A 26,782-nucleotide genomic window follows, 5' to 3' on the forward strand; every position below is an offset into this window, starting at 1 on the left:
TTACTTAAGGAAAATTATGTCATTTATACTAATATCGGAAATAGAGTGTATTTTTACAGAAAATTATCGACAATTTAAATAACATTTACAATTCTAGTTTTATTAAACACAATGAAACTCTTAACCACAATTGTTAAGAGTTTCAGAGGGATTTGCTATAATAGAACATTATGAAAGTAAAATAAAGGGGTTTAAAAGAGGAACTATGAGAAAGTTTAGTTTAAAACATTTTTTAATAATAGTCATACTATTGATTTCTTCCATCACTGGATTACTTCATCACAATCATAATACAACTACGAAAAACGACACGAACTATGATAAAGTTATTTATTTACCTTCCGACCGTTATCCAAAAACAGCTTTACATATGGAACACGCATTTAAAAAAGGATTTACACATATTTGCACGATTGATAGAAAGGGAGTAAAAGAGAATAGAAAGCATTCGCTTCAAGGTATCGCAACCAAAAGAGGATATGACCGCGACGAGTACCCAATGGCGATGTGCAAAGAAGGTGGAACAGGAGCAGATGTAGAACTCATTCCGTCAGCTGACAATCGAGGTGCTGGATCATGGGTTAGCCATCAATTAAGTGGTTTAAAAGATGGAACAAAGGTACGAATAGAAGTAAAATAAGGCGAATGAAAAAACTAATTAATAATGATTGCTACCATTATTAATTAGTTTTTTTACTTTACATATCTTAATTACACTACTAACTATCGAATGAATGATCTTAAGATCGCGCTTCGTTTGGCTCCTTCACTACGTCGTACCCAAAGATACGTGCCGAACCTGCATCTGGCCGAAGTAAGGTAGCTAACATTCTGATTGTGGTGGTTTTACCAGCACCATTCGGACCAAGTACCCCATAGATAGTACCCGCTCGCACGTTTAGATTAACGCCATCAACCGCTCGATTATCACCAAAATGTTTGACAAGTCCACGCGCCTCAACAGCCCAATTAGCATTGTCAGGCATTGTTACTCTTCTGTGTACATATTCCATTTCAATACCGCCTCTTCAACTTAATGTATAGTGAAGAGAAGCAAAATATATGAATTAAGTATTATCATTAATGGAGATGAAATCAGTATTAAAGGTAATCCAGTGTATTTGTAATCTCGCTATTAACCTTTCACATTATTTTCCAACGTAACTATGACAATTCTCTATTTATGTCCTTGTTCTACATATCGAAGAGTGGCAAATCTTTATAATTTCAATTTGATTTTTTGAAAGAAAAATATACTGTTAGGAACATATTACTGTCATTAACAGTATATTGTTATTAACAGGATAGATTTTAAAATGATGGTGTCAGGAGGTTAGTTATTTATGAAACATACAGGGAGGCATACAGATGCATTTCTTTTACTGTTTTTAACAGATGGAGATTGCTATGGAGGTAAGCTTTTACAAAAATGTGAGGAAGAGCTCCCCATCAATCCAATAGATAGTGCCATCTTATACCGTACACTAAAACAATTAGAGAAAGAAGGTGCTGTTGAGTCCTATTTGGATACATCTGAACAAGATAAGCCGATAAAAATGTACAAAATGACTTCAGTTGGAAAAAGAAAATTAGAAGAATTTAAAATCACTCTTGAATTAAAACTTAAGAATTTATCATTTTTCTTAAACAAATATAAAAAATGGAAGGAGTCAAATCATGATTAATGGCGTGGCCCTTTACACCATCGCGATTGTTCTTACAAGTATTTCTTTTATGAAGGATCGGACTAAAACAACAGACGCTCTATTAAAGTCATGGAGAATGTTTCGTAATCTTTTACCGGATATTTTATCAATTATGCTTTTTGTTGGACTTTCATTATCTTTACTAACTCCATCCTTAATTTCTTCAATTATTGGAGAAAAATCTGGAATAATGGGAATTGTCTATTCCACAATAATTGGATCTTTTGCGCTAATTCCAAGCTTTATTGTATTTCCTCTTGGGCATACATTACTCCAAAATGGTGCTGGCCTCCCTCAAGTAGCTGTATTAATGTCTACACTTATGTCAGTAGGAATCGTAACTTTACCGATGGAACAAAAATTATTTGGCCGAAGTTTTGCTTATACTCGCAATGCCGCCGGGATCGTAATGTCTCTACTATTTGCGTATATTATTTGGGTGGTGATGAGATGAATGAAGTAAAAAAATATCGCTTCTTCTTTATTTTATTCTCTGGGCTCATCATACTCACTTTCATAAATTTTAAACTTGGCTGGAAGGCATTTGAAATAACAGGAACAAACATCTTAAATATGCTGTTTCTACTTCCTCCTGTCTTACTATTCGTAAGTTTGCTAGATAAATGGGTGGAGAAAGAAACACTAATTAAATATATGGGAAAAAAATCTGGCCTCTACGGCACCTTCTTCTCCTTATTATTAGGAGTCATTGCAGCAGGTCCCCTTTATGTAGCATTTCCAATGGCCGTACTTTTTCTAAAAAAGGGAGCAAGCATTCGTTACATTGTATTTTTTTTAGGAGTTTGGACGACTGCAAAGCTACCAACCATTGTATATGAAATTGCTTCATTTGGCGTTAAGTTTACACTCATTCATATTTGTTTCGGTCTAGTATTCTACTATGTATTGGGTATGATTTATGAGAAGTTTTATGACGGGCGACAATTATTAAAGTTTAATATAAAGGAAAATACAATTGATTTAGATGATTAGTTTTATATAATTAGACACTTTTATAAACTAATGGAACCTATTGATGAAAATTAACCTCCCTCAAAGAATTTAGTATGTCATTCGCGTTTAAACGGCCTCAATTGGTAAATCTTCTCTTTTGCCCCTATTATTTAATAAAAAATGTGTTACAAGACTTAGGTAAATAAATGAATTTACTTAGCCCTACGACTCAAGGGTTTCAAAAACTTAAAAAAACGCCCTATAAAGGGCGTTTACTTATAAACCGGCACATATTCTTACTTAACTTGCACAGTACATACTGCCGTTTTTCCACTGTCAACGGTTTTAACCGTAATTTTGACTGTACCGCGTTTTTTGCCAATAATCTTACCATTTGCATCAACTGTCGCAATTGCTTTGTTGCTAGACGTCCAAACGACTTTTTTATTCGTCGCATTTGATGGGTTAATCATTGCTTTAAGAGTTGACTTTTGGCCAACTTTCAAAGTCAATTTGGCCTTTGAAAGCTTCACACTTTTGACAGGTTCAACAACGGTAATTGTACATTTTGCCGTTTTGTTGCCAGTGATAGTTTTAACGGTAATAATCGCTGTCCCGGCTTTTTTCGTCACCACTTGTCCTTTTGCATCCACGGTTGCTACCGCTGGATTGCTTGAAGTCCAAATTACATTTTTATTTGCAGCTGTAGATGGACTGACTGTTGCAACTAATTTTATCGTCGCTTTAGTTTTCACTGTCGTAGATGTTACATTCAGTTTCACTGACGCTACTTTTTTTAAATCCGCAAGCGCTTTTTCCGCTGCAACAAGATGATTGTAGTTTGTAACGAATACTTTCTGATCATTTGTTAATTTGTTATAAGCTGCCCTTGCTTCGGCTACCTGTTGTGCATTCTGTAGAGTAACCTTAGCTGGAAGCTTACCAATCAATTTCTTAACATCATCTACTGCATTAAGGTTCGCAAGTGCTTCCTCAGAGTCTTGTATCTTGCTATAGTTCGTTACTAAAGCCTTTTGAGCATCTGTAAGATCATTATACGCCGCTCTTGCAGCTTTAATTGTCTCTCCGTCATTAATGGTTACAGATTCAGGAAGGGCAGCAATGATTTTGCTTACTGCTTCCGCCATTTTTGCATCGACATTAGCAAGGTTTGCAGTCACATTTGTAAAACCAGAAATCAAATTATTTACAAAGACATCTGCAACCAAGTTATCCACTGTAACCATTACAGAATGAGGGCCGGATGGAATATTTGTAATTGTCAGCACACCATTTGCATCTGTTAAAACAGCAACTGGAGTTTGGCCATCAATAGAGTAAGAAACACTTTTTCCAGAAACTAAATCTGTTCCATTTTTTACAGTGACAGTTGCTGAATATGGTTGGTACTGATAAGTAGTAATCGCTTTAATTCGATTTTGGCTACTTGGAATAGCGAAGACACCATTTCCGTCTTTTGTTAATTTCTTGATATATTTCTCGAATAATACATCAAGAGCGTCACCTTCACCAATGTTCTTAAGGCTTTTTAGCATCGAGTACCCATCGCCACCAGCAATTTCAAAATCATTGGACGCTAACACAATTTCTGTTTTATCATCATTACGATCAAGTATGGTACCATTGTCTAATGTTATTTTTTGTACACGAGAACCTGTTACAAGAGCACCTTTTGAAGGATCCGTGTTCGAAGCAGGTTGTGACGAATCATATTCAAACTTCATTCCGGCAATTTGCGGGAAGCGGCCATCTGCACCAGAAACGATACCTGTTTTAGGATCAACCCCTATTTTGGAAACGCCGTTTTCAAGTGTTTCAAATAAAATCTTCGGAGTGACCACTTTCAACGATAAAATATTCCCAAATGGAAGGACACCGATTACCTGCTCTTTGTTAATATATCCTGTCTGGATAGTGTCCCTCACACCTCCGCCATTCTCAAGCGCAATGATTGGAAGTCCTTCAAACTTGGTACCTTTTACTTGAGATTGAGCACCAAAAATCATGGAATCCGCTATTATATCCCCTAAATTAGTTTCTCCAAGTCTTGCAACAGACGTCGCATTAACTGTTCCGCCCCAAAGAGCCGTTTTTGTGCGACCAACAATTGTTTGAGAAAAGGATTTTTGTGAATCACTGATTTGATTTACGAGCGCTGTTACAGCCTTATCCGGCGTGAAATCTGACATGGCTTTTGCTGGATTAATAAGACTTTCCGTTGCTTCCGTCACAGTATTATTGGTAACGGTAATATCAACTTTCCCTACATTCGAGTTATAGCTTCCTGTTTGCGCAATTAACGTGTTATTCACGACTTTATTTTCTTTTGTGTGACTATGTCCATCCAGAATGACATTAATACCAGAAACACTTTGGGCGATTTTTTCGCTGGTCGGATCACTTGATGAATCATTTCCGATATGCATAATCCCAACGATAACTTGTGCACCATCATTTTTCAATTTGGCTACTTCATTTTTTGAAGTTTCAATTGGATCAGCAAAAGTAACCCCTTTAATATTATTTGGATTAGTTTTGTATGCGGTTTCCTGCGTCGTAACTCCAAAGAATCCAATCTTAACGCCATCGACCGTTTTAATAAAATCAGCACCATTATTTCCCGGCTGCATGTCCTTTAATAATAGATTGCCATTATAATAGGTATTAGCTGTAACCATCGTGAACTTAGCAAGCTTGACGTTCGAAATGGCTTGGTCCAATCCGAAATCAAACTCATGGTTGCCTAATGTCATACCGTCATAACCAGCTTCATTCATTAGTTTGATTACATCTGCACCTTTACTAATATTCGCAAATGGCAAACCTTGCGTAGCATCGCCTGCATCAATCAGCAGCGAGTCCGGTACGCTTTTTTTCATGGCTGCTATGTAATTTATACCGACCACATCAGACTTGCTAACCAAACGGCCATGCATGTCATTAGTATGGAAGATCGTAATATGCTTTACCCCATCTCCATCAGTGGTCGCAGCATGAGCAAAATTTGAATATGGCAACACTAATAACAATATCAATAGAAGTGATACTACAACATTAAAACGCTTCTTCATTTTATTCCCCCTCGATAATTTTTATGTCAAACTGGCATTTGACCAATTTGAGAACTAAGAAACTATTAATCTTAAAAATCCACAAAATTTAAACAATTCACAAAATAAGTGCCTACTTCCTGAAAATATAATAAATTTGTAAGATTCCCCAATTATATTAGCCTCCTAAAAATTACATGTCAATATGAATGGAGGGAATTTTATGATTATTTACAAAATTTAAACAGTTTTATAATACATTTTTCAAAAAAAATTTAGATTATCAGAATAATTGTCTTATCTAGAGTGCCTGTCACTCTCCGATGTGAATTATCAACTTGAAACTTTAACAAAGACAATAAAAAAACGAAGGTATCTCCTTATTTAAGAGAATGCCTTCGCAATTTTTTATTTACAAGTGTCGTGTTAAACACAAAGAATATCTTTGTTAAATACTTACAATCTGATCCAACGTTATCACAACATTTCCCTTTTTATGCCCTTTTTCTACGTATCGATGAGCCTCTGGAATTTGTTCCAAGGGATAAGTTCGATCAATAACTGATTTAATCTTCCCTTTTTCAGTTAGCACTTTTAGAAAAGCTAAATCTTCAGGAAGTACCTTAGCCACGTTACTTGCAACAGTCACAAATGTTCCGTTCGGAGTTAGTACTTTCTTACAACAAGATTTCGAAGTTTTCCCAACGGCATCTAAGATCAGATCATACTGCTTTCCTCTTTTCGTAAAATCCTCATTCGTGTAATCAATGATATGATCGGCACCAAGAGATTTTACTAATTCTACATTTGTGGTACTACAAACTCCAGTTACTTCTGCCCCAAAGTATTTGGCAAGCTGAACTGCTGATGTCCCTACTGCTCCTGAGGCTCCATAGATGAGAACTTTTTGACCGCTCCGGATGTTCCCTTTTCGAAAAAAATGCAATGCTGTCGTTCCTCCAAAAAGAATAGCTGCAGCTTCATTATAGGTGCTATTTGCTGGCTTGATTGCCACAAATCCATCTTCCGGTAGACATGTGTACTCCGCATTCGCTCCTAAACGCATCCCTGGAAATGCAAAAACCTGGTCACCTACCTTGAAACGTGTCACATTTTTTCCAATTTCCACAATTTCTCCAGCTAACTCCGACCCTAATATTGATTTTCTTGGTTTACTTAAACCCAAAATTAATCTCATGGGGATCCAAAACAAAATTGGACTGTTAAATCCTCTAATTCTACAGTCTCCTGATGTGACAGTTGTTGCATGAATTTTTATTAGTACTTCATTATCTTTTGGAGTAGGTTTATCAACTTCTTTGAGCTGAAGAACTTCAGGTGGTCCATATTTTGTGCACACCATTGCTTTCATAAGAAGCCTCCTAATTTATTTGATCTCATTATTATAAATTTATGATATGAGCAATAATATATAACTACTTTGATAGCCAGACTAGTGTTTTCAATCTAATAACGGACATTGGGAGTTGACCTGGCTTTTATGAATACAATACTCTCTTCTATACAAGAATTACTTTCCTCTTTAAACTGCTTAACAAAAAAGAGAAGAGAAATCATAATCAGATGATTTTTCTTCTCCCTTGACCTTATATTCTATTAAATCTTAAACCTACAGCAACTGACCCATTCTATATTAATTATTGAGTCAATTTATTCAGTTTTTCGAGATAAGTTAACGCCGTTTTCGAATTTGGTGATTTCTTTAACGTTGTTTCAAAACATGCTGCTGCCTTTTTAAAACTATTTACTGCACTAGTTCTATTGTCCATATCAAGATAACAATCTCCCATTTCCTTGTACGTTTTCCCTCTGCTGTTATAAGCATAAATATAATCTGGTGAATATCGAAACAGTTCATCACTTTTTTGCAGTGCGGTTTCACAGTCTTGAATTGCCAATGAATAGTTTTTTTGCTTTCGGTGCAGCCTTCCAAGAGAACGGTATGCTGAACCAAGTCTATTTAGTGAACTTCCTTGTTTCTCAGATAACTCTAAAGCAAATTCGAACGAATCCACAGCAAGATTAAAGCTATCCATTCCTTCTTTATACATTTCTAAATCAATACATAGATCAAGTAAATCAACAGATGCATGACCACGCTTTTCATACCCATCAACATAATCTGGTACAACTTTAATAACCTCATTATATATAGTAATAGATTGATGGAAGTATTGAAGTTTTTCACTTGAATGGGTATTCAATGAATAAGCTTCAGCAAGTCTTTTATATGTAAGTCCTAGTTGAGCAAGCACTGGAATATAGTTTTCAATCTCTTTATCTTGTAACGCATGATTGTATGCATCAATCGCCAGAAAATAATGACTTAGGTCGTTGTTCTCTTTTTCCTGAAACTCACCATGCTTTATTTCTCCTAATTTTTCATGAACTTCACCTAATACCGCATAAAGCGAAGATGATTTATGTTCAGAACTTACTAGTTTATTACATTTTTCTAGCGCTAGCTCGTAGCATTGTATCGCTTCATCATAACGAGATTGTAATTTGAATACTTTTCCAAGATGAGTAGATACAAAAGCTATATCTAGTATTATCTGTGGATCATCATCTCCAGATCCTTTCTTCAAATAATCTAATGCATCTGTAAACGCTTGAACAGCTTTTTCGTATTCATTCGTATTTCGATATAAATCACCGAGTTTCTTCTGGATATCAGCCATATTTTTATAAGTTGTATTGTTTGTGATTGAATGAAGGTCTTCTTGATAATACTTCATAGCATTTTGACTACACTTTACTGCTAATTGATATTGACCTTTTAAAATATATAAACTGATAAGCTGGTGATTTAGATAAGCACATAATTTCTTGTTTGACAGGCTTCCTTCTATTATTCTTAAATATTCTTGGATAAGTGTAGGCCACTTTCCTTCATTAATTAATAGGATAGAATTTCTAGAAATCCAATTTATTAATTCATTTTCATCTAAGATAAATTGACCGTGGTATAGGCCTTCAACAAATGCTGTATCTCGTTCAACACTCGTGTCTTTCGTTATTAATCTCTCAGTATAATAGTTGAATAAAAATAAATGTACTTTATCAAGTAGCTGTGGAGAAACGGTTATAATTTGTTCGTATAACCCTTCCTTCATTAGCTTATGCATAGACCAGTAACCACTTCGATCAATTTCTTTTATAAAAGAAAAGTGACAGAAACCATCAAAAGCAGTAGGTTGATAAAATGTCTGGAATTCCGTAACCAAATCAGCAAACAAACTTTCTGACCAAAAACGAGGTACAGATAAGACTTTTAGTGTTTCTTTCTCAGGTCGATCTAAGTACTTTAAAAATCGTTGCAGTACTTCGTTAGGTCTACTTGAAAAGTCTTCAACTGTAGGTTCACCTTTTTTGGAAACAAGTTGATAGGTATCTACCATTAAATCTAGATAATACGGTAACCCTCTACTACCTTGAATGATCGTTTCTTGTATACTTTTATCCGTAATATTACAAGAGTCTAAGAAGCTAATGCAATCTGCAGGAGATAATTCCCCTATTAAATGCTGTTCAACAACATCTCCCCATTCAGGTTTCTCATTTTCCCATGTAATTTTTTCTCGCCCACAAATGACGTTTAAAACTGAAACATCTTCAAACTGAAGAATAAATTCCCTTATCCATTCATCTTTTTCACAAAACGAACCCTTTGAACGATCATGTTCCCAAAGTGCTTCATATGTATCAAAAAAGAAAACTGCTTTTCGATTAAATGTTCTAAGCCATTCCCTTAAATCATCAGTCCAATAGACTAAGAACATATCCTCAATATCTTTTGGATGCATGTCTTTTAGATCTGACAGAATCTCTTTACCAGTTCGATTCCACCATTTTGTAATCTCTTTATATTGAGCGAATCCGTCAATTAGTTTTAATGTTTTTGGAATCCACTGTACAACTGGAATATTATCAAGTTGCGAGATTAAATCGCCTACGAAATTACCTTCCTCTAAAAATGGAATTGCTCTTCCTTCTGATTTTAATAAAAGTTGTGGTTTCATTCGGCTCCAATACACAGCATAAGCAAGATCAAAGGTAGTAAATTTGATGTTATATTCTTTCGTTAACTGTTGTCTAAGCCAAATAAGTGCTTCGGATGGATCACGGTGTTTTGATTCTCGAAAATCAATTGAAACTTTAACAGCTGAATCATCTAGAGAACTTGTTTGATTTTGCAATTCTTTTAATAATCTAGATTTACCAACACCACCGACCCCATAATAAACAAGCACCTTGTATTGGTCATTTCTTAATGAATTGAATGCTTTACGAAAAGATTGTCTTGGAATTTCACGATCCGTAAATTGACGTGAAGCTGTTTCCTTAAAGTGACGAATAGAACGTTTTGGTTTCAGCATGTTCTCCCTCCTTGGTCCAAGATGAATTACTTCCTACCATCAAAAAAAAATAGTAAATCACACTAAATCGTTTTCTACTTTCTATTAATAGTAAATAAATACTCTTCAGTAACTAAATTGGTAAATTATGTAACTTCATTATATCGGAAAATGTCTATTACTATTTATAAATTTTTCATTGTATATGAATAGAATAAAACTCTTAACCAGTCAAGTGTAAGATGGGGATATAACAGCTGCTAAAATAACTCAGTCAAAACCAGCTATTGAACAATATATTAATCAAAACCTTACTATTTTTTTAGAATATACGAAGGACATTGAAGAAAAAACATAATAAAACAGTGAGTAAAATAATCAGAAGAGTTACTACATCTATAACGTTATTCAAAAATCTTCATACTATTTCTTTAAAGGGTCACAATGAGAATAAAGGAGTGAGTCAAATTGACAGACCGATTTGAAGAAGCATATGAACAATACAAAAAGGACAGTGGACAAGTAAGCGAGTATGAAAAAGTTAGAAAAGAGCTTGATCGTGATCACATTGTGGCGGTCCGAAAAAATGACGATGGGGACCTTATCGCATTTAAAACGAGCCAAAATAGAGAGTTAGATTACCTTCAAGCATTAGAGGAAATCAAACAAGGAAAACTCTCTCATGTAGACATCATCCATAAATACCGTCGAGAGATCATTCGAAATGAACCAGATGGTATTCCAGAGAATAATTTAAGTAACTTACCAGAGTTTTAAGCGACTAAGATCGGTCGCTTTTTTGTTTAAAAATTGAGGAAGTAGACATTTGTCTAACTATAATTATTTTATTAGGTTATATTATAGAATATATTAATCTATGATTGAGGTGATCATATGAACAATACACTATTTAATGTCGTCATGATATTCGGTATAGGAATAACAATAGCAACTTTTATCTTACTAATTTTTTTGTTAATAAGACTATTAATAAGATTTTTTAATAGAAATAAAAAATTCCCACGATATAACTTCATATCTATTATTGTTTGCGCAATACTTTCTTCTACTTTTTTCCTAAATTGGATTTATAATCCGAAACTCTTACCAGAAGGATATTTTAGTAAATCATTAACTTCTCCAAAGGGTACTTTTGATGCTGAATGTATAATTATTCTGGTTTCATTAATTACAAAAATGTGAGAGTGGAAATAGTTAATAATAAAACTAAAAAATCAAAAACTATTTATTATAATTTTGTAGAGGGTCCATTAAACATTGAATGGATTGACAATGATACTATAAAAATAGAGAACAAAATACTGAATGTGGAAAAAGAGACTTATGATTTTAGGAATGATAAAAATACATTGGGGCTTATAATTTGAAGGATCATATAATGAAAAAACAGCTATACGATCCGTGATTACTTAAAGATCTTAACTGCTGTTACTGTTGGTCATTGTATTACGTTAGCTTTAGCAGTAACGGAGACGTTTTCATTTAACCTTGGAATTGAGATTGGACAGATTGTTGTGTTACTTATTTTGTTTCCTTTTATTTGGTACCTAAGAAAAGGAGGATGGCAAACTAAGGTTGTTTATAGTGTTTCAATTTTGAATAGTGTCATATCTAGGATGCCTGTCACCATCCTATGATTTCTTTTAATCTTATAAACATTAACTCCAAAGCAAAAAACAGGCCGTCGAGATTATGTTCCCGACAGCCCGTAAACTTTAGTTTTTTAATTTATTCATTTTTTTACAATTACTTTTAACAGAGTACTTTCATTCCCAGCTTTATCCTTTGCAACAACCGTCACTACTGTCCCTGCTTTCAGTGGGGATTTAAGTGTAATTGTAAAGTTTCCTTTTGAATCTGCTAATGCAGTTCCTAGAACCTTACTTCCTGCATTTACTGTTACCTTTGTTCCTGCCTCTGCTTTTCCTGTTATTTTCTTATCTTTACTAGTTATGTCTTTTACGACAGGTTTTGATGGAGGAATTGCATCCTTTACAGTAACTTCGGAAGCTCTACTACTATTTCCTGCTTGATCTGTAGCAGTTACTGTTAAAATCCTTCCTGCTTTTGGCATTGATTTCAGTGTTATCGTAAAGTTTCCTTTAGAATCAGCTTTTGCAGTTCCTAAAACCTCTGAACCTGCTTTTACTGTTACTTTTGATCCCGCCTCAGTTTTTCCTGTTACATTTTTGCTATTGTCTTTTACTTCATTAACAACTGGTAGTGCAGTTGGAGTTACATCAACTACCTTTACCTTCGTTTCAGGACTAGCTTCCCCATCTTTTTCAGCTGTTACTGTTAAAACTGTCCCTGCTTTCAACAAAGATTCAAGAGTTAACTTAAAGCTTCCATTTGAATCCGCTGTTGCAGTTCCTAATATCCTAGAACCTGTTTTTACCATTACTTTCGCTCCTGGCTCTGCTTTTCCTGACACGTTTCTACTATATATCTTTTACTTCACCCACAACAGGCGCTCCTGGCTCAGCTACATCTAGAACCGTTACTTTCGCTTCGCTACTTGTTTTCCCATTCTTTTTATAGTGGTTTATCCCGAATATAAAGAGAAAAGTGACATAATAAAATGTAATTCAAAAGAATTTAATCAACAAATAAAGAATTTGTGGGATAAATTGCCTTCTTTTCGTGATTCTATGGATAAAGTCCCAACGCTACATCTACCTAATAATAAAGAATTGATAAAGAAGGCTCTGAACAATTCTGATTTTATGGTAAATTCAAAGTGTAAGGTAGGTACATATTTTTATAAATGTTAAAATCAATTAAAATGGTAAATTAACACCAACAACATGGACTGTTTTTTTTTATAATACATCACCTTTATTTTATTTTTCAATTTAAGCTTAGCTTATTTTAGTTAAGGAGTTTAGTGATGGGATTTCGAATTATCGGAAATTCCCAATAATTCGCCAAATTCATTTCTGGACTTCTTAACGCACAGAAGATTCCATTTTTTTCGTTTTCGATATAAAATTGAAGTTGGAAAAACACCTGAACAAGCGTTAAAACGAGAAATTCAAGAGGAATTTACTTGTACGATTCAAGTAGGTGCAAAAGTAGAAGAAACAACATATGAATATGAAAAAGTAATTGTACGACTTGAAACATACAAAGCAAAATTAGTAGATGGACAACCGAACGCATTAGAACATACTGCCACGAAACGGGTTAAGTGAGACAAACTTACACAACTGAATTTCTCCCCTGCAGATGTACCTGCAGTAGAGAAGATCACAAAGGAAGAAAAATAAAATGAATGAAATGATGTGAATTTAAATGGAACAACAGCAACTGATTCGAAAAATCGAAAACTCCCTTTACAAAGGATTTATCGATCAAAACAAGACAGTCTCAGCACAATTTAAACCAAAACTTTTAACAAACAAGCATCATGAAACTGTCTTATCGACAATACTTCAAGAATTAAAAACTTGTAAAACATTTATTTTTTCTGTCGCCTTTATTACTGAAGGTGGTTTAGCAACCTTAAAAACAATGCTTTACGACTTAAAACAAAAGGGGATAACTGGACGCATTTTAACGTCAACGTTTCTAAACTTTAACCAGCCGAAAATGTTTAAAGAGCTTCTTAAACTTGATAACGTTGAAGTGCGTGTAACTAGTGAAAAAGGTTTCCATTCAAAAGGCTATATTTTTGAACATCAAGACTACTACTCTTTAATTGTCGGAAGCTCCAATTTAACTGACAGTGCTTTAAAAGCAAACTATGAGTGGAATGTATTTTTAACTTCATTAGAAAGTGGAGAAATTATTAATCATTTTAAAAATCAATTTGAAGATGCTTGGGATGAAGCGATTCCTTTAATGGAAGAATGGATTGCTAATTACAAACAATATTACGAGTTACAACCTTTTGTTAAATATGCTACTTCGAATACACTAGAACTAAATACTGAATATTTAACAAATGCGTTTGCTGAAAGCTTAGCTATTCAACCAAATAAAATGCAGACAGCTGCGCTGGAACAATTAAATGCGCTTCGTGCAACAGGCGCTAAAAAAGGATTAATTATCTCTGCAACAGGTACAGGTAAAACGTATTTATCTGCTTTTGATGTTCGAAGCTTTTCTCCTAAAAAAATGCTATTTATTGTACACCGTGAGCAAATCTTAAAGAAAGCGATGCAAGATTATCGGAAAATTCTCGGTGGACATGAAGATGATTTTGGCATTCTTTCCGGTACCTCAAAAGATGTTCATGCTAAATACTTATTTGCAACGATCCAAACAATTTCAAGAGATGGCTACTTTCGACAATTTGCGAAAGATCAGTTTGATTATGTGTTGATAGATGAAGTACATAAAGCAGGTGCTGAATCCTATTTAAAAATTATCAATTATTTTACTCCGAATTTTTTACTCGGTATGACCGCAACACCTGAACGAACAGATAGATTCAACATTTATGAGTTGTTTGATTACAACATCGCCTATGAAATCCGTCTACAAGCAGCTCTTGAAGAAGAGATGCTCTGCCCTTTCCATTATTTTGGTGTTTTGGACTATGAAAAAAATGGCTTAACCATTGATGATACAACAGAACTTCGAAAATTAGTATCTTCTGAACGTGTAAAACACATTATTGAGAAGATTAATTATTATGGCTATTCTGGTGATCGTATTCGTGGATTAATGTTTTGTAGTTCTAAGGAGGAAGTTCATGAACTTTCTACTACTTTAAACCATGAAGGTTTAAAAACGATTGGGCTAACTGGTGACAATTCACAAAATGAGCGCGAAGAAGCAATTCACAAATTGAATAGTGGTGAACTCGAATACATTTTAACGGTTGATATTTTTAACGAAGGAATTGATATCCCATTCTTAAATCAAATCGTAATGCTCCGCCAAACACAATCGAGCATTATATTTATACAACAGCTTGGTCGTGGTCTACGTAAACACGATTCTAAAGATTATGTAACAATTATTGATTTTATCGGAAACTATAAAAATAACTATCTGATTCCGATTGCCCTTTCTGGGGACCAAACTATGAACAAAGATAACGTCCGCCGAAAAACGGTAAATACAGACTATATACAAGGCGTGTCGACGATAAACTTTGAGGAAATTGCCAAAAAGAAAATTTTTGATGCTATTAACAATACAAATTTATCGACATTAAAAACATTACGGGATGCTTATACAGAATTGAAAAATCGTTTAGGTCGAATCCCTTTCCTCATTGACTTTATTAAGCAAAACTCAATTGACCCTGAAGTTATTGTAGGTTATGCCGATAACTACTATAATTTCATATTGAAAATGAAGGAGTCAATTCCTTCTCTCACTGAATATGAATTATCTGTTTTAGGAATGTTTTCAAAAGAGTTTTTGAATGGAAAACGAGTACACGAAATTCTTTTAATTGAAACGTTACTTTCTGATGAATCAATTTCCAGAGAGTCTTTCGTTCAAAGATTAAAAGAATTTGGAACATATGCAGATGATGCAACAATTCATTCCGTTGAAAACATGTTCTCACTAAAATTCCATGTTCAAAATGATGTGAAAAAGTATAAATTTAAGCCTGTTATTGAAATCGTTGATGGACACTATCAATTTAATAAAGAAATTCAAGAGAGTTTGAGAGATTCAAATTTTAAAGGATACATTGAGGATATTGTAAAATGTGCTTATGTGAAAAATGAAAAGTATGATAAAACAAAAGCAATGACGTTATTTGAGAAATATTCCCGTAGGGATGCTTGCCGATTATTGAACTGGCCGCATGATGATTCATCAACCATTTATGGTTACCGCGCAAAACATAACACTTGCCCAATCTTTGTTACGTACCATAAAAAGGATGAAGTCGAAACAAGCCAAGCTTATGGTGATGAATTTTTAGCACCCGAACTATTTAGATGGTTCACCCGCAATCGTTTAACACTGGATTCCATTGAAGTAAAGAACATCTTAACTTATAAAGAGGCAGGGATGAAAATTCATCTATTTACGAAAAAAGATGACGGTGAAGGCACAGATTTCTATTACCTGGGCCAAGCAGATATTGCAGATGGTAGTGCAAAAAACGAAAAAATGCCTGATGGAAAAGGAAATCATCTATCAGTCGTTACGATGAATTTAGTACTAGAGCAACCTGTGCATTATGATATTTACCATTATTTAGTAGAGGAATAAAAGTTAAACTCGACACTCTGAAAAATTTCATTTTCTTTTGAAACCAATTCTCTGATTAACTAGCTGAATTGTAAAAATTATAAAAGGAGAAAGTGCATTTTTGTAGCCCTTTCTCCTTATTTATTTTATTATTGCCATGATAATTTTTTATATGTTTGCATTTAATTAGGATAATTCAACACATACTCTTAAATTAAACCTTTTCTTTTTAACTCTTCAATTATCTTTGATTATTCAGCATTTGGAACTGGAGATTGTTTTTCTTGAACTGGAAGTTCAGATTGATTTAATCCCCACTCATTATGCTGGTTAGAAAGATCAAGTAAAAACTGTACTTTTGATTTATTGTAACCTTCTTGTATCTTTTTAAAGTATCCATTACTTGCAATAATGTTTAGCTTTTTCTCAAAAGGAATCTTATTTCCAATATGTTCCACTAGCTCTTTTACCATCAGAATTGCTTGGAAAATAACTTGATTGCCATATCTGAGGAAGAATATGCTCTATTTCCCATTTCTCGGGAAGTAGTTCCTCTTTGCCTTGATAAGCAAGAATCTTCAATATCATACGAACAGTATTACGGTGAGCCGTTTTAATCTTCCCTTTTAATTCCTGTTCATTTATTGTAGCAAAATCAAATAACGGCATAGAGGATCTCATAATTTCAGAGTTTAAATTCAAGATTCCTCGGTTTACAGCATTAATAGTTGGCGTAACTATATACCTTGCCGCCATTTATTCGTTCGTAAATTTACTGAAATACATGCTATGACACTACCATTTACATACTTGGGAGAAATTGATTATGTCTCAAGTAAAGGAGATAAACCAATGAATATTCATTGGAGATTACACCATCCAGTTCCACAGGATTTATTTATTGATTTAATTAAGTAATATAAAGGCGCTCTCTTTTATACTAGAGAACGCCTTTTTACTATTTCATTAATTTTTCAACAGTAGGTATATCTGCCGGAGCCCATTCAAGCTCTTTTAACTCAGCTATTTCTTTCCATTCTAATTTAGCATGCTCACTTGCAACTGGTCTACCTGATGAAACAGTTGCTTCATATGTTAATAGATTAACAATGACTCCAGGATATTCATGCACTACATCTTCAACTAAATCAGCTACTTTAATCTCACAGTCTAATTCTTCTTGAATTTCACGCACTAATGATTCTTCTGGTTGCTCTCCTTCTTCAATTTTCCCACCAGGAAATTCCCAAAGGTTTGGTAGACTCATTTCTGTTGATCTTAGAGCACATAGTATTTGATTCTGTTCGTTACGAATTACTGCACCTACTACTTTGATTTGTTTTTTCATTTTTAGTTTCAGTCCTTTTTTCTGTTAATACAATAATTATATTGATAATAATGGCCAGTTTCAATTATCACAACATAATAATCCATATTTAAATTAAGTATGTCTAACTCTCAACATTCTTTGATGGTGGAATTTATAGCTCCTACAGTAAATAATACTTTAATAAATATCTTATCCAACAAAAATAATTTACTTTTTAATTTCACAATACACTATTTCTTTTCCATTTCCTAATTCTAACCGATAACTAAATTAAGGAGGTGGACCAAATGGACATCGCAGCAATCTCAATTAATATGAACCAATCAACTCTACAACAAAACGTCAGTATCGCATTAACAAAAAAAGCAATGGAAACAGCGCAACAATCAGCAAATCAAATGATTCAAATGCTACAAGCACCACATCCAACTCTAGGTAACACAATCGACTTGCAAGCATAATAAAAAAAATGCATTCAATCTAATTGAATGCATTTTTCATTCATACAAAACAAACAACCACTTTTATTATTAATTAAAAGTGGTTGTTTAATATCAATTCAAATTGTCCATCCTAATTAGAAGGAGCGTAGGATAAAGATCGAACTAGATCTCCTCTCCCTTTAGAATATTCCACTTCAATTACTTATGAAGTAAAAATAAGAAAAATGTAACTAAGTCCATTTCAATTAGTAGGCTAGCGAAAACAAATACTAATTGTTCAAACATAGTAACACATCCCTTCTAAAAGGAATTCCTACACTCCCCATTTCTAGTTTATTCCAGAAAGTGTATTGCATCAAATTGAGTAAATGAACCAATTATAGAAATAACACTGCAAATTTAATTTTGTATAGTTTGCAACTTTATTAACTTCTCCTAAATTATTCATTCAAAACCTTCCTCCTTATTCCATTATTTACAAATTACATAACACAAAAAGCCCAGCACATGTCTCCATGCACCAGGCTCTTATCTATTTTCATTTATTTAACTAATTTGTGTCCTTACTAACCAACAACCACATCATCCAAAACTCGTACAAACTCACCCTTATTGATAGGGTAACCAGCTTCAGAAATTTTCACTTTAACAATCTTACCAATCATGTCCTCTGTTCCTTTGAACACAACTTTTAGGTAGTTATCTGTGTAGCCTGTTAGTAGGCCTTCTTCTTCGCCTTCTTTGTACGTTTCTTCTGGGATAACTTCTAATACATCACCTTCGAACTGAGATGCGTATTCTTTTGCTAATTGGTCTGATAGACTGATTAGTCTGTGGACTCGTTCGTTTTTGATTTCTTCATCGACTTGGTCTTCCATACGTGCTGCAGGTGTTCCTGTGCGTTTTGAGTATGGGAAGACGTGTAATTCAGCGAATTTGTTGTCTTTGATGAAGTTGTAAGTTTCCATGAATTCTTCTTCTGTTTCGCCAGGGAAACCAACGATTACGTCAGATGTGATTGAAACGTTTGGTAAGACTTCACGTAATTTTTCTAGACGGTCCGCGAATTCTGCCATTGTGTATTTACGACGCATACGTTTTAATACTGTGTCTGAACCAGATTGTAATGGTACGTGTAAGTGACGAACTACAATGTTTGAGTGGCGTAGTACTTCGATTACTTCGTCCGTAATCTGGCTCGCTTCGATTGATGAAATACGTACACGTTTTAGACCTTTAACTGCTTCTAAGTCTTTTAGTAGCATTGCTAAGTTGTAGTCTTTCATGTCTTGTCCGTATCCACCAGTATGAATACCTGTTAGGACGATTTCTTTGTAGCCAGCGTCAACTAGTTGTTGTGCTTGGTGTACAACTTCTTTTGGATCACGAGAACGCATTAAACCACGTGCCCAAGGAATAATACAGAATGTACAGAAGTTGTTACAGCCTTCTTGGATTTTTAATGATGCACGTGTACGGTCTGTGAATGCAGGTACGTCTAATTCTTCGTATACGCGTGCTTTCATGATATTTCCTACCGCGTTAATTGGTGTACGTTCTTCGCGGTATTGTGTGATATATTCAAGCATTTTCGTCCGGTCTTGTGTTCCGACAACAATATCAACACCAGGAATTGCTAGAATTTCAGCTGGTGATGTTTGTGCGTAACATCCTGTAACGCAGATAACTGCATCAGGGTTTTTACGAACTGCACGACGAATGACTTGTCGGCTTTTTTTGTCACCTGTATTTGTTACAGTACAAGTGTTGATTACGTAAACATCCGCACTTTTTTCATATTCCGTACGGTCGTATCCAGCTGCTTTAAAAAGCTGCCAGATTGCTTCTGTTTCGTAATGGTTTACTTTACAACCTAATGTATGAAAAGCAACTTGTGGCATTTCCTCACCTCATTAATTCAAAATGGTAGGAAGCAGCAGCTAATACATAAAATGGTGCGGTTTCTGTGCGTAGGATGCGAGGTCCTAATCCGCATAACTTTGCACCTTTTTCTGTCAGTTGTTCAACCTCTTTTTCTGATAATCCACCTTCTGGTCCAAATACAACAAGTAGTTTTGAACCTTCTTTTAAAGATTGAAACGTTTGAACAAGCTGTGCTGACTCTCCTGATTTTGCACTTTCTTCATATGCGACAATGCATTCATCATAGTCTGGAATGGCATTGAGTAATTGATTAATGCTAAAAGGAGCGAATACAGTAGGAACAATGTGACGATAAGATTGTTCTGCTGCTTCTTTGGCAATTTTTTGCCAGCGCTCTACTTTCTTCGCACCCTTTTTTTCATCTAATTTAACAATCGAACGAGCTGCTTGGAATGGTAAAAAAGCTGATGCACCAAGTTCGGTACCTTTTTGAATAATCAGCTCTAACTTATCACCCTTTGGCAGTCCGCTCGCAATCGTAATGGATATTGGTAGTTCATTCGTATTCTCAACATATTCTACAACAGTCGCTTCGACCGTTTCACTAGAAATATTTGTAAGTGCACAACGCACAGTAGACGCGCCAGGAATCGTACAAATGATTTCCTGATCTGGCTTCATTCGCATGACGGTTGCGATATGATGCGCGTCATCTCCTGTAATTGTTACGATATCATTTTGTAAGCTATTTTCATCGATAAAATATCGCTGCATTTTTTCTCACCTTATTGAGCTGGTTTTTTTGCGATAATCGCAACCCAGTCTTCCATATGAAGAACTTCTTGAACTTCAAAGCCAACACGTTTTAACTCATCTTCAATATCTTGTTGTTTTGCACCAATGATACCAGATGAAATGAAAGTTCCGTTTGGCTCAAGTACGCGGTACACATCATCCACAAAGCGTAAAATGATTTCAGCAAGTAAGTTTGCAACTACTACTTGGAATGGTCCTTCAATACCATTTAATAGGTTACCTTGACCTACTTTTACGATCTCATGAACTTTGTTGATTTCCATGTTTGTTTTTGCACTTCGTACTGCTACATCATCTAAGTCATATGCTTCAATTTGTGTTGAACCAAGCTTAGCCGCTGCAATACTTAGTACACCTGAACCAGTACCAACGTCAATCACTCTGTCAGTTGGTTTTACAACTTTTTCAAGTGCTTGAATACACATCACAGTCGTTGGATGCGTACCAGTACCAAATGCCATACCTGGATCTAATTCAATGATTAACTCATCTGCTGATTTAGGCGTATAGTCTTCCCAAGTTGGGACAATTGTAAAACGGTCTGAAATTGAAATTGGGTGATAATACTTTTTCCAAGCAGTTGCCCAGTCTTCTTCATTAACTTCAATTAATGAGAATGTATTTTTTCCAAGATCAATATCAAACGTGATTAAGTTATTGATTGCTTCTTTAATTTGATCAACTGTATCGTTTAAAAAACTATTCACAGGAAGGTATGCTTTAACGATAACACCTTCCTCTGGATAATCTTTTGGATTAAGCTGGTAGATTTCACCGTACACTTGAGCTCGTTCCTTTGTTAAATCAAATACATCCTCAATAACAACTCCGCTAGCTCCTGCTTCGTGTAAGATGTTCGAAATCGGTTCAACCGCATCTTGTGTTGTATGAATACTTAGTTCTGACCATTTCATAAATCTACCAACTCCATTCTTGTTTCTCTACTATCATCATCTACAAATAGTGTTCTCTTAAAACGTATGCTACTTGCATTCTACATGAAAAATCGTTTCAGGTGAAGAAAATCGTTCACCTGAAACGTCAAAATTCGTCATTCTGAGAAGTTTTTCACAGCACGTTTTAATTTTGCAAAGAATGAATCATGCTTTTCATCCTTTTGCTCTTTTCCGATATCATAAAACTCTTGTAATAATTCTTTTTGACGGCTTGATAGCTTAGTTGGTGTCACAACTTTAACAATAATATGTTGATCACCTTGACCATAGCCACGTACGTCTTTCATTCCTTTACCTTTTAAGCGAAGTCTCGTACCTGTTTGTGTACCTGCTGGAATTTTCGTTTTCACTTTACCATACAATGTTGGTACTTCTACTTCATCACCAAGTGCTGCTTGAGCAAATGTTAAAGGTAATTCACAGTATAAGTCATTTCCATCACGCTCATAGAACTCATGTTCTCTAACATGGAATACGATGTATAAATCTCCAGCTGGACCACCATTTTTACCTGGTTCACCTTGACCAGAAAGACGGATTTGTTGACCATCATCAATACCTGCAGGAACTTTTACGTTAATTTTCTTACGTGTTTTCACGCGGCCTGCACCATTACATGTTGAACATTTATCTTTAATTGTTTGACCTGTTCCTTGACAGTATGAACAAGTTGTACGATTAACCATACGTCCAAATGGCGTATTTTGTTCAACTGTAGTTTGGCCTGAGCCACCACAGTTTTTACATGTTTCTTTTGATGTACCAGGTTTTGCTCCTGACCCGTGACATGTACCACATGATTCCTCTGTAGGAATTTCAATTTCTTTTTCTAAGCCGAATGCCGCTTCTTCAAATTGAATCGTCATTGTGTATTGTAAATCAGCACCTGCGCGTGGAGCGTTTGGATCACGACGTCTACCGCCTCCACCACCACCGAAGAACTGACTGAAAATATCTTCAAAGCCGAAGCCACCGAAGTCTCCTCCGCCTCCACCAAAGCCACCAAAACCTTGGTTTGGATCAGTGTGTCCAAATTGGTCATAGTGAGCTCGTTTTTGGTCATCACTTAACGATTCATAAGCCTCTTGCACCTCTTTAAATTTTTCTGGTGCACCAGGATCTTTATTCACATCAGGATGGTATGATTTTGCTAGTTTACGGAATGCTTTTTTAATTTCATCTTTTGAAGCGTCCTTGCTGACACCAAGAACTTCATAATAGTCACGTTTACTCATATCGAAATGAACCGCTCCTTTCACATAAAGATTATTCTAACATTGAACGCGAAAAGCTACAATAAATTAAAATCATCAAAAAAAGCCAAAGCCAAGACTTGCCTGACTTTGACTTTACTTTTTCACTATATAGATATAGAAATGTCTAGTTTCGCGTGCTAGCTCTTCGGTCATTTCACAAATAACAAGTGAAGGGGAAAATCACCCTTCCCATGTTATTTGCTCCAATGCCTGTCAGAACTAAACGAGCCCGCTACACTTTTCTTATTTTTCTTCTTTAACTTCAGTAAACTCAGCGTCTACTACATCATCTTTTGCAGCTCCGCCTTGAGCACCTTCAGCTCCTTGAGCTTGTTGAGCAGCTGCTTGTGCTTGCTCATATAGCTTCACAGTAAGCTGTTGAACGATTTCTGAAAGAGCATCTTTCTTCGTACGGATGTCGTCTAAGTTACCAGCTTCTAATGCAGTTTTTAATGCATCTTTCGCTTCGTTTGCTTTTGCAACTTCCGCTTCGTCTACTTTACCTTCAAGATCTTTTAATGTTTTTTCAGTTTGGAACACTAATTGATCTGCTTCATTTTTAAGATCTACTTCTTCTTTACGTTTCGCATCAGCTTCAGCATTCATTTCAGCTTCTTTAACCATGCGTTCTACTTCGTCGTCACTTAAACCTGAAGAAGATTGGATTACGATGTTTTGCTCTTTTTGTGTACCTAGGTCTTTTGCTTTTACTGTTACGATACCGTTTTTGTCGATATCGAAAGTAACTTCGATTTGTGGAATTCCACGTGGTGCTGGTGGGATATCCGATAATTGGAAGCGACCTAACGTTTTGTTGTCAGCAGCCATTGGGCGCTCACCTTGAAGTACGTGAATATCAACAGCTGGTTGGTTATCAGCAGCAGTTGAGAATACTTGTGATTTAGATGTTGGGATTGTTGTGTTGCGGTCGATTAATTTCGTGAACACAGCACCCATTGTTTCGATCCCTAAAGAAAGTGGAGTTACGTCAAGTAATACAACGTCTTTTACGTCTCCAGTTAATACGCCACCTTGAATCGCAGCACCTAATGCTACTACTTCATCAGGGTTAACGCCTTTATGTGGTTCTTTACCAGTTTCTTTTTTGATTGCTTCTTGAACAGCAGGGATACGAGTTGATCCACCTACTAAGATAACTTTATCAATTTCGCTTGCAGTTAAGCCAGAATCTTTCATTGCTTGACGAGTTGGTGCTAAAGTGCGTTCTACTAGGTTGTGAGAAAGCTCTTCGAATTTTGCACGAGTTAAGTTTAACTCTAAGTGTAAAGGACCAGCTGCGCCCATGCTAATGAATGGTAATGAAATTTGAGTTGATGTGATACCTGATAAGTCTTTTTTCGCTTTTTCAGCAGCATCTTTTAAACGTTGTAAAGCCATTTTGTCCTGGCTTAAGTCTACGCCGTTGTCTTTTTTGAATTCAGCTACTAAATGGTCGATGATTACTTGGTCAAAGTCATCTCCACCAAGACGGTTGTCACCAGCAGTCGCTTTAACTTCGAAAATACCATCACCAAGTTCTAGGATTGATACGTCGAATGTACCGCCACCTAAGTCATAAACTAGGATTGTTTGGTCTTCATCCATTTTATCTAAACCGTATGCTAATGCAGCAGCCGTTGGTTCGTTGATGATACGCTCTACTTCTAAACCAGCGATTTTACCAGCATCTTTAGTAGCTTGACGCTCAGCATCGTTGAAGTAAGCAGGAACAGTGATAACAGCTTTTGTTACAGGCTCTCCTAAGTATGCTTCAGCAGATGCTTTTAAGTTTTGAAGGATAATAGCTGAGATTTCTTGTGGAGAGAAATCTTTTCCTTCAACATTTACTTTATAGTTTGTGCCCATATGGCGTTTGATTGACATGATTGTGTTAGGGTTTGTGATTGCTTGACGTTTTGCAACTTCCCCTACTTGGCGCTCTTCATTTTTGAACGCTACAACTGAAGGTGTTGTACGTCCGCCTTCTGGATTTGGAATTACTTTTGGCTCTCCGCCTTCTAATACTGCTACGCAAGAGTTAGTTGTACCTAAGTCAATACCGATAATTTTACTCATGATTTGTTCCTCCTATATATGTAGTGGTCTAAATCCACCTTACTGATTTACTTTTACCATTGAAGGTCTGATCACTCGATCCTTTAATTTGTATCCTTTTTGGAATTCTTGAAGGATTTCATTTGATTCCTTAGAAGAATCGCTTTCTTGCATTACTGCTTGGTGTACATTTGGATCAAACTGCTGGCCAAGAGCCGGAATTTCTTCTACGCCCTCTTTCTTAACAGCTTCAACTAATTGACGATAAACCATTTCTAATCCTTGAAGGACTGATTTCGTTTGCTCGTCAGTGCTTTCAACCTGTAATGCACGCTCAAAGTTATCAAGAACAGGAAGAATATCTGTCACGATACTTTGTGCACGATAAGTCATCATTGATTGTTGATCAAGTAATGCTCTTCTTTTATAGTTTTCAAAGTCAGCGTGTAAGCGAAGATATTTATTTTCTTTTTCTTCGACTTCTGCTTGAAGCTTTTGAATTTCTGCTTCGACATTTGTTTCTTCATTAACTGAAGTTTCTTCTACCTCTGCAGAAGTTTCTCCAATTACTTCTTCAACCACTTCTTCATTTACTACTTTTTCGTTATTTTCCATTTCGTTATTCACTAACTCCTCATTCATTTTCATTATCTTCACCTCCCTAATAGTATCTTGAGGACTAACAAACTAAGAGAAATCTCTTCGCTCGTCAGTCTTTAGGTGAAATAAGATTATTAATTTGGGATGTTATTATTTGCATTAACGCGATTACTCGCGAATATTCCATTCGTGTCGGTCCTAATACAGCTATTGTACCTAATTCATTATTTCCTAAAGAATAAGTAGCACTAATAATACTGATATTATTGAGACCGATTTTTTCATTTTCTTTCCCAATTTTAATAATTAATCCTGCCTGATCCTTTGGCAGTAAACTTCTGATTGCTTCCTTCTTTTCAATCATTCGAAGCAATGTTGTCATTGTTTCAAAGTCATGAAATTCAGGTTGAGATAAAATGTTTGTTTTTCCGCTTAAGAACATCTTTTGTTCAAATGGAATTTCAAGTGTTTTGCTCATCATTTTTAGCATACTATCGTAATTAGTAATATGATGCCTTAATAGAATTGCCACTTCTTTAAATAATTTATCATTCAATTCCTGAATTGGTACCCCAACAAGACGCTCATTTAGGATGGCAACCATTTTTTCAATATCGCTAATGGAAACACCATCAGGCAATGTGACCGTTTTGTTTTGAACAACACCTGTATTCGTTACGATAATCGAAACAGCTTTGTTTGGTCCAATTGGAATTAATTGGATACTTTGTAGTTTGTTTTGATTAAGCTTAGGACCTAAAGCAATTGTTGTATAGTTTGTTAAATCTGAGAGAATTTCGGCAGAATTCTTTACAATCTTTTCCATTTCAAAGATTCTCTCATCAAATAACCCTTTAATTGATTGTAGGTCATTTTCTTTAATTGGCTGTGGTGACAATAAATGATCTACATAAAAACGATAGCCTTTTTCTGAAGGAATTCTCCCTGCAGAGCTATGTGGTTTTTCAATATACCCAAGCTCTTCTAAGTCTGCCATTTCATTTCGAATTGTCGCTGAACTAAACGAGATTCCTTCTTTCTTAGAAAGGCTTCTCGAACCAACTGGTTGTGCCATGCGAATAAAGTCATCCACGATAATCTGTAAAATTAATAATTGGCGTTCTGTCAGCATGTTTATCACCTCTA

Annotated in this window: 23 protein-coding genes and 2 pseudogenes; 10 read left to right on the forward strand and 15 right to left on the reverse strand. The window is 35.3% G+C overall.

The window, feature by feature from the left end:
- Window positions 1–205: 205 nt before the first annotated feature.
- Window positions 206–640 carry a NucA/NucB deoxyribonuclease domain-containing protein gene (locus tag J5Y03_RS00600; protein WP_209401310.1) on the forward strand — a complete coding sequence of 145 codons (435 nt, stop codon included), beginning with the start codon at window positions 206–208 and terminating at the stop codon, window positions 638–640.
- A gap of 106 nt (window positions 641–746) precedes the next feature.
- Here J5Y03_RS00600 and J5Y03_RS00605 read toward each other — a convergent pair.
- Window positions 747–1,013: pseudogene (locus J5Y03_RS00605) on the reverse strand (ATP-binding cassette domain-containing protein); the annotation flags it as partial.
- A 330-nt stretch (window positions 1,014–1,343) separates the two neighbouring features.
- Here J5Y03_RS00605 and J5Y03_RS00610 point away from each other — a divergent pair.
- Genes J5Y03_RS00610 through J5Y03_RS00620 form a run of 3 tightly spaced genes read left to right on the forward strand, consistent with a single transcriptional unit; the run spans window position 1,344 to window position 2,699 of the window.
- On the forward strand, window positions 1,344–1,685 hold the full coding sequence (locus J5Y03_RS00610; RefSeq protein WP_209401312.1) for a PadR family transcriptional regulator: 342 nt from the start codon (window positions 1,344–1,346) through the stop codon (window positions 1,683–1,685).
- Window positions 1,678–2,160 (forward strand): hypothetical protein, encoded by a 483-nt coding sequence (locus J5Y03_RS00615; protein WP_209401314.1) that lies wholly within the window; start codon window positions 1,678–1,680, stop codon window positions 2,158–2,160. The genes J5Y03_RS00610 and J5Y03_RS00615 overlap by 8 nt, the downstream gene beginning before the upstream one ends.
- Entirely contained in the window at window positions 2,157–2,699 is a 543-nt protein-coding gene (locus J5Y03_RS00620) for a permease (RefSeq protein ID WP_209401317.1), read from the forward strand. The genes J5Y03_RS00615 and J5Y03_RS00620 overlap by 4 nt, the downstream gene beginning before the upstream one ends.
- A gap of 257 nt (window positions 2,700–2,956) precedes the next feature.
- Here J5Y03_RS00620 and J5Y03_RS00625 read toward each other — a convergent pair whose 3' ends face one another.
- The 3 genes from J5Y03_RS00625 to J5Y03_RS00635 all read right to left on the reverse strand — a co-directional run bounded on the left by J5Y03_RS00625 (window position 2,957) and on the right by J5Y03_RS00635 (window position 10,131).
- A complete protein-coding gene (locus J5Y03_RS00625) occupies window positions 2,957–5,752 on the reverse strand; it encodes an Ig-like domain-containing protein (RefSeq protein ID WP_209401319.1) in 2,796 nt (931 codons plus the stop codon).
- Between the two features lie 427 nt (window positions 5,753–6,179).
- Entirely contained in the window at window positions 6,180–7,103 is a 924-nt protein-coding gene (locus J5Y03_RS00630; protein WP_209401321.1) for an NAD(P)-dependent alcohol dehydrogenase, read from the reverse strand.
- Window positions 7,104–7,389: 286 nt separating this feature from the next.
- Window positions 7,390–10,131, reverse strand: a complete 2,742-nt coding sequence (locus J5Y03_RS00635; protein ID WP_209401323.1) for a tetratricopeptide repeat protein — start codon at window positions 10,129–10,131, stop codon at window positions 7,390–7,392.
- A gap of 447 nt (window positions 10,132–10,578) precedes the next feature.
- On the opposite strand from J5Y03_RS00635, the gene J5Y03_RS00640 reads away from it, so the two are divergent.
- Complete coding sequence (locus J5Y03_RS00640) at window positions 10,579–10,887, forward strand: DUF3892 domain-containing protein (RefSeq protein WP_209401325.1); 309 nt, start codon at window positions 10,579–10,581, stop codon at window positions 10,885–10,887.
- A gap of 386 nt (window positions 10,888–11,273) precedes the next feature.
- Window positions 11,274–11,498: a DUF5412 family protein gene (locus J5Y03_RS20155; protein WP_209401327.1), complete on the forward strand. Its 225-nt coding sequence runs from the start codon at window positions 11,274–11,276 to the stop codon at window positions 11,496–11,498.
- 365 nt (window positions 11,499–11,863) lie between these two features.
- Here the strand turns inward: J5Y03_RS20155 and J5Y03_RS00650 are convergent, their stop codons facing one another.
- On the reverse strand, window positions 11,864–12,565 hold the full coding sequence (locus J5Y03_RS00650) for an Ig-like domain-containing protein (protein WP_322099528.1): 702 nt from the start codon (window positions 12,563–12,565) through the stop codon (window positions 11,864–11,866).
- Window positions 12,566–13,180: 615 nt separating this feature from the next.
- Between J5Y03_RS00650 and J5Y03_RS20160 the strand changes: the two genes are divergently transcribed.
- Entirely contained in the window at window positions 13,181–13,225 is a 45-nt protein-coding gene (locus J5Y03_RS20160; protein ID WP_407648389.1) for a hypothetical protein, read from the forward strand.
- Window positions 13,226–13,425: 200 nt separating this feature from the next.
- Window positions 13,426–16,317 carry a DUF3427 domain-containing protein gene (locus J5Y03_RS00660; protein ID WP_209401331.1) on the forward strand — a complete coding sequence of 964 codons (2,892 nt, stop codon included), beginning with the start codon at window positions 13,426–13,428 and terminating at the stop codon, window positions 16,315–16,317.
- Window positions 16,318–16,547: 230 nt separating this feature from the next.
- Here J5Y03_RS00660 and J5Y03_RS19715 read toward each other — a convergent pair whose 3' ends face one another.
- Together J5Y03_RS19715 and J5Y03_RS19720 are read right to left on the reverse strand one after the other, a co-directional pair.
- Window positions 16,548–16,754, reverse strand: coding sequence for a hypothetical protein (locus J5Y03_RS19715; protein ID WP_245208676.1), 207 nt, complete (start codon window positions 16,752–16,754; stop codon window positions 16,548–16,550).
- Window positions 16,735–16,965 carry a hypothetical protein gene (locus J5Y03_RS19720; protein ID WP_245208677.1) on the reverse strand — a complete coding sequence of 77 codons (231 nt, stop codon included), beginning with the start codon at window positions 16,963–16,965 and terminating at the stop codon, window positions 16,735–16,737. The genes J5Y03_RS19715 and J5Y03_RS19720 overlap by 20 nt, the downstream gene beginning before the upstream one ends.
- Before the next feature lie 84 nt (window positions 16,966–17,049).
- On the opposite strand from J5Y03_RS19720, the pseudogene J5Y03_RS00670 reads away from it, so the two are divergent.
- Window positions 17,050–17,214 (forward strand): annotated as a pseudogene (locus J5Y03_RS00670) (DUF3427 domain-containing protein); the annotation flags it as partial.
- A gap of 40 nt (window positions 17,215–17,254) precedes the next feature.
- On the opposite strand, the gene mutT reads toward J5Y03_RS00670, so the two are convergent.
- Window positions 17,255–17,644: an 8-oxo-dGTP diphosphatase MutT gene (gene mutT / locus J5Y03_RS00675; RefSeq protein ID WP_209401335.1), complete on the reverse strand. Its 390-nt coding sequence runs from the start codon at window positions 17,642–17,644 to the stop codon at window positions 17,255–17,257.
- A 269-nt stretch (window positions 17,645–17,913) separates the two neighbouring features.
- Here mutT and J5Y03_RS00680 point away from each other — a divergent pair, with 269 nt between their 5' ends.
- Complete coding sequence (locus J5Y03_RS00680) at window positions 17,914–18,087, forward strand: YjfB family protein (protein ID WP_209401337.1); 174 nt, start codon at window positions 17,914–17,916, stop codon at window positions 18,085–18,087.
- 548 nt (window positions 18,088–18,635) lie between these two features.
- Here the strand turns inward: J5Y03_RS00680 and mtaB are convergent.
- The 7 genes from mtaB to hrcA form a co-directional block, all read right to left on the reverse strand.
- The gene (mtaB, locus tag J5Y03_RS00685; protein ID WP_209401339.1) at window positions 18,636–19,970 is read right to left on the reverse strand and encodes a tRNA (N(6)-L-threonylcarbamoyladenosine(37)-C(2))-methylthiotransferase MtaB; all 1,335 of its coding nucleotides are present in this window, start codon (window positions 19,968–19,970) and stop codon (window positions 18,636–18,638) included.
- Between the two features lie 4 nt (window positions 19,971–19,974).
- On the reverse strand, window positions 19,975–20,727 hold the full coding sequence (locus J5Y03_RS00690; protein ID WP_209401341.1) for a 16S rRNA (uracil(1498)-N(3))-methyltransferase: 753 nt from the start codon (window positions 20,725–20,727) through the stop codon (window positions 19,975–19,977).
- 11 nt (window positions 20,728–20,738) lie between these two features.
- A complete protein-coding gene (gene prmA / locus J5Y03_RS00695) occupies window positions 20,739–21,683 on the reverse strand; it encodes a 50S ribosomal protein L11 methyltransferase (protein WP_209401343.1) in 945 nt (314 codons plus the stop codon).
- Between the two features lie 137 nt (window positions 21,684–21,820).
- Window positions 21,821–22,960, reverse strand: a complete 1,140-nt coding sequence (dnaJ, locus tag J5Y03_RS00700) for a molecular chaperone DnaJ (RefSeq protein ID WP_209401345.1) — start codon at window positions 22,958–22,960, stop codon at window positions 21,821–21,823.
- Window positions 22,961–23,224: 264 nt separating this feature from the next.
- The gene (dnaK, locus tag J5Y03_RS00705) at window positions 23,225–25,057 is read right to left on the reverse strand and encodes a molecular chaperone DnaK (RefSeq protein WP_209401347.1); all 1,833 of its coding nucleotides are present in this window, start codon (window positions 25,055–25,057) and stop codon (window positions 23,225–23,227) included.
- Window positions 25,058–25,096: 39 nt separating this feature from the next.
- Window positions 25,097–25,684 (reverse strand): nucleotide exchange factor GrpE, encoded by a 588-nt coding sequence (gene grpE / locus J5Y03_RS00710; RefSeq protein WP_209401355.1) that lies wholly within the window; start codon window positions 25,682–25,684, stop codon window positions 25,097–25,099.
- Window positions 25,685–25,745: 61 nt separating this feature from the next.
- On the reverse strand, window positions 25,746–26,768 hold the full coding sequence (gene hrcA / locus J5Y03_RS00715) for a heat-inducible transcriptional repressor HrcA (RefSeq protein WP_209401357.1): 1,023 nt from the start codon (window positions 26,766–26,768) through the stop codon (window positions 25,746–25,748).
- Between the last annotated feature and the right edge of the window lie 14 nt (window positions 26,769–26,782).

Origin of the sequence: Gottfriedia endophytica (assembly GCF_017814275.1) — a bacterium.
GTDB classification, from domain to species: Bacteria; Bacillota; Bacilli; order Bacillales; family Bacillaceae_G; genus Gottfriedia; species Gottfriedia endophytica.

Excerpts from the sequence above, each read along its gene's own strand:
- J5Y03_RS00600 (WP_209401310.1), top strand. The coding sequence starts at position 206 with ATGAGAAAGTTTAGTTTAAAACATTTTTTAATAATAGTCATACTATTG.
- J5Y03_RS00610 (WP_209401312.1), top strand. The coding sequence starts at position 1,344 with ATGAAACATACAGGGAGGCATACAGATGCATTTCTTTTACTGTTTTTA.
- J5Y03_RS00615 (WP_209401314.1), top strand. The coding sequence starts at position 1,678 with ATGATTAATGGCGTGGCCCTTTACACCATCGCGATTGTTCTTACAAGT.
- J5Y03_RS00620 (WP_209401317.1), top strand. The coding sequence starts at position 2,157 with ATGAATGAAGTAAAAAAATATCGCTTCTTCTTTATTTTATTCTCTGGG.
- J5Y03_RS00625 (WP_209401319.1), bottom strand. The coding sequence starts at position 5,752 with ATGAAGAAGCGTTTTAATGTTGTAGTATCACTTCTATTGATATTGTTA.
- J5Y03_RS00630 (WP_209401321.1), bottom strand. The coding sequence starts at position 7,103 with ATGAAAGCAATGGTGTGCACAAAATATGGACCACCTGAAGTTCTTCAG.
- J5Y03_RS00635 (WP_209401323.1), bottom strand. The coding sequence starts at position 10,131 with ATGCTGAAACCAAAACGTTCTATTCGTCACTTTAAGGAAACAGCTTCA.
- J5Y03_RS20155 (WP_209401327.1), top strand. The coding sequence starts at position 11,274 with ATGTATAATTATTCTGGTTTCATTAATTACAAAAATGTGAGAGTGGAA.
- J5Y03_RS00660 (WP_209401331.1), top strand. The coding sequence starts at position 13,426 with ATGGAACAACAGCAACTGATTCGAAAAATCGAAAACTCCCTTTACAAA.
- J5Y03_RS19720 (WP_245208677.1), bottom strand. The coding sequence starts at position 16,965 with ATGCCGTTATTTGATTTTGCTACAATAAATGAACAGGAATTAAAAGGG.
- mutT (WP_209401335.1), bottom strand. The coding sequence starts at position 17,644 with ATGAAAAAACAAATCAAAGTAGTAGGTGCAGTAATTCGTAACGAACAG.
- J5Y03_RS00680 (WP_209401337.1), top strand. The coding sequence starts at position 17,914 with ATGGACATCGCAGCAATCTCAATTAATATGAACCAATCAACTCTACAA.
- mtaB (WP_209401339.1), bottom strand. The coding sequence starts at position 19,970 with ATGCCACAAGTTGCTTTTCATACATTAGGTTGTAAAGTAAACCATTAC.
- J5Y03_RS00690 (WP_209401341.1), bottom strand. The coding sequence starts at position 20,727 with ATGCAGCGATATTTTATCGATGAAAATAGCTTACAAAATGATATCGTA.
- prmA (WP_209401343.1), bottom strand. The coding sequence starts at position 21,683 with ATGAAATGGTCAGAACTAAGTATTCATACAACACAAGATGCGGTTGAA.
- dnaJ (WP_209401345.1), bottom strand. The coding sequence starts at position 22,960 with ATGAGTAAACGTGACTATTATGAAGTTCTTGGTGTCAGCAAGGACGCT.
- dnaK (WP_209401347.1), bottom strand. The coding sequence starts at position 25,057 with ATGAGTAAAATTATCGGTATTGACTTAGGTACAACTAACTCTTGCGTA.
- grpE (WP_209401355.1), bottom strand. The coding sequence starts at position 25,684 with ATGAAAATGAATGAGGAGTTAGTGAATAACGAAATGGAAAATAACGAA.
- hrcA (WP_209401357.1), bottom strand. The coding sequence starts at position 26,768 with ATGCTGACAGAACGCCAATTATTAATTTTACAGATTATCGTGGATGAC.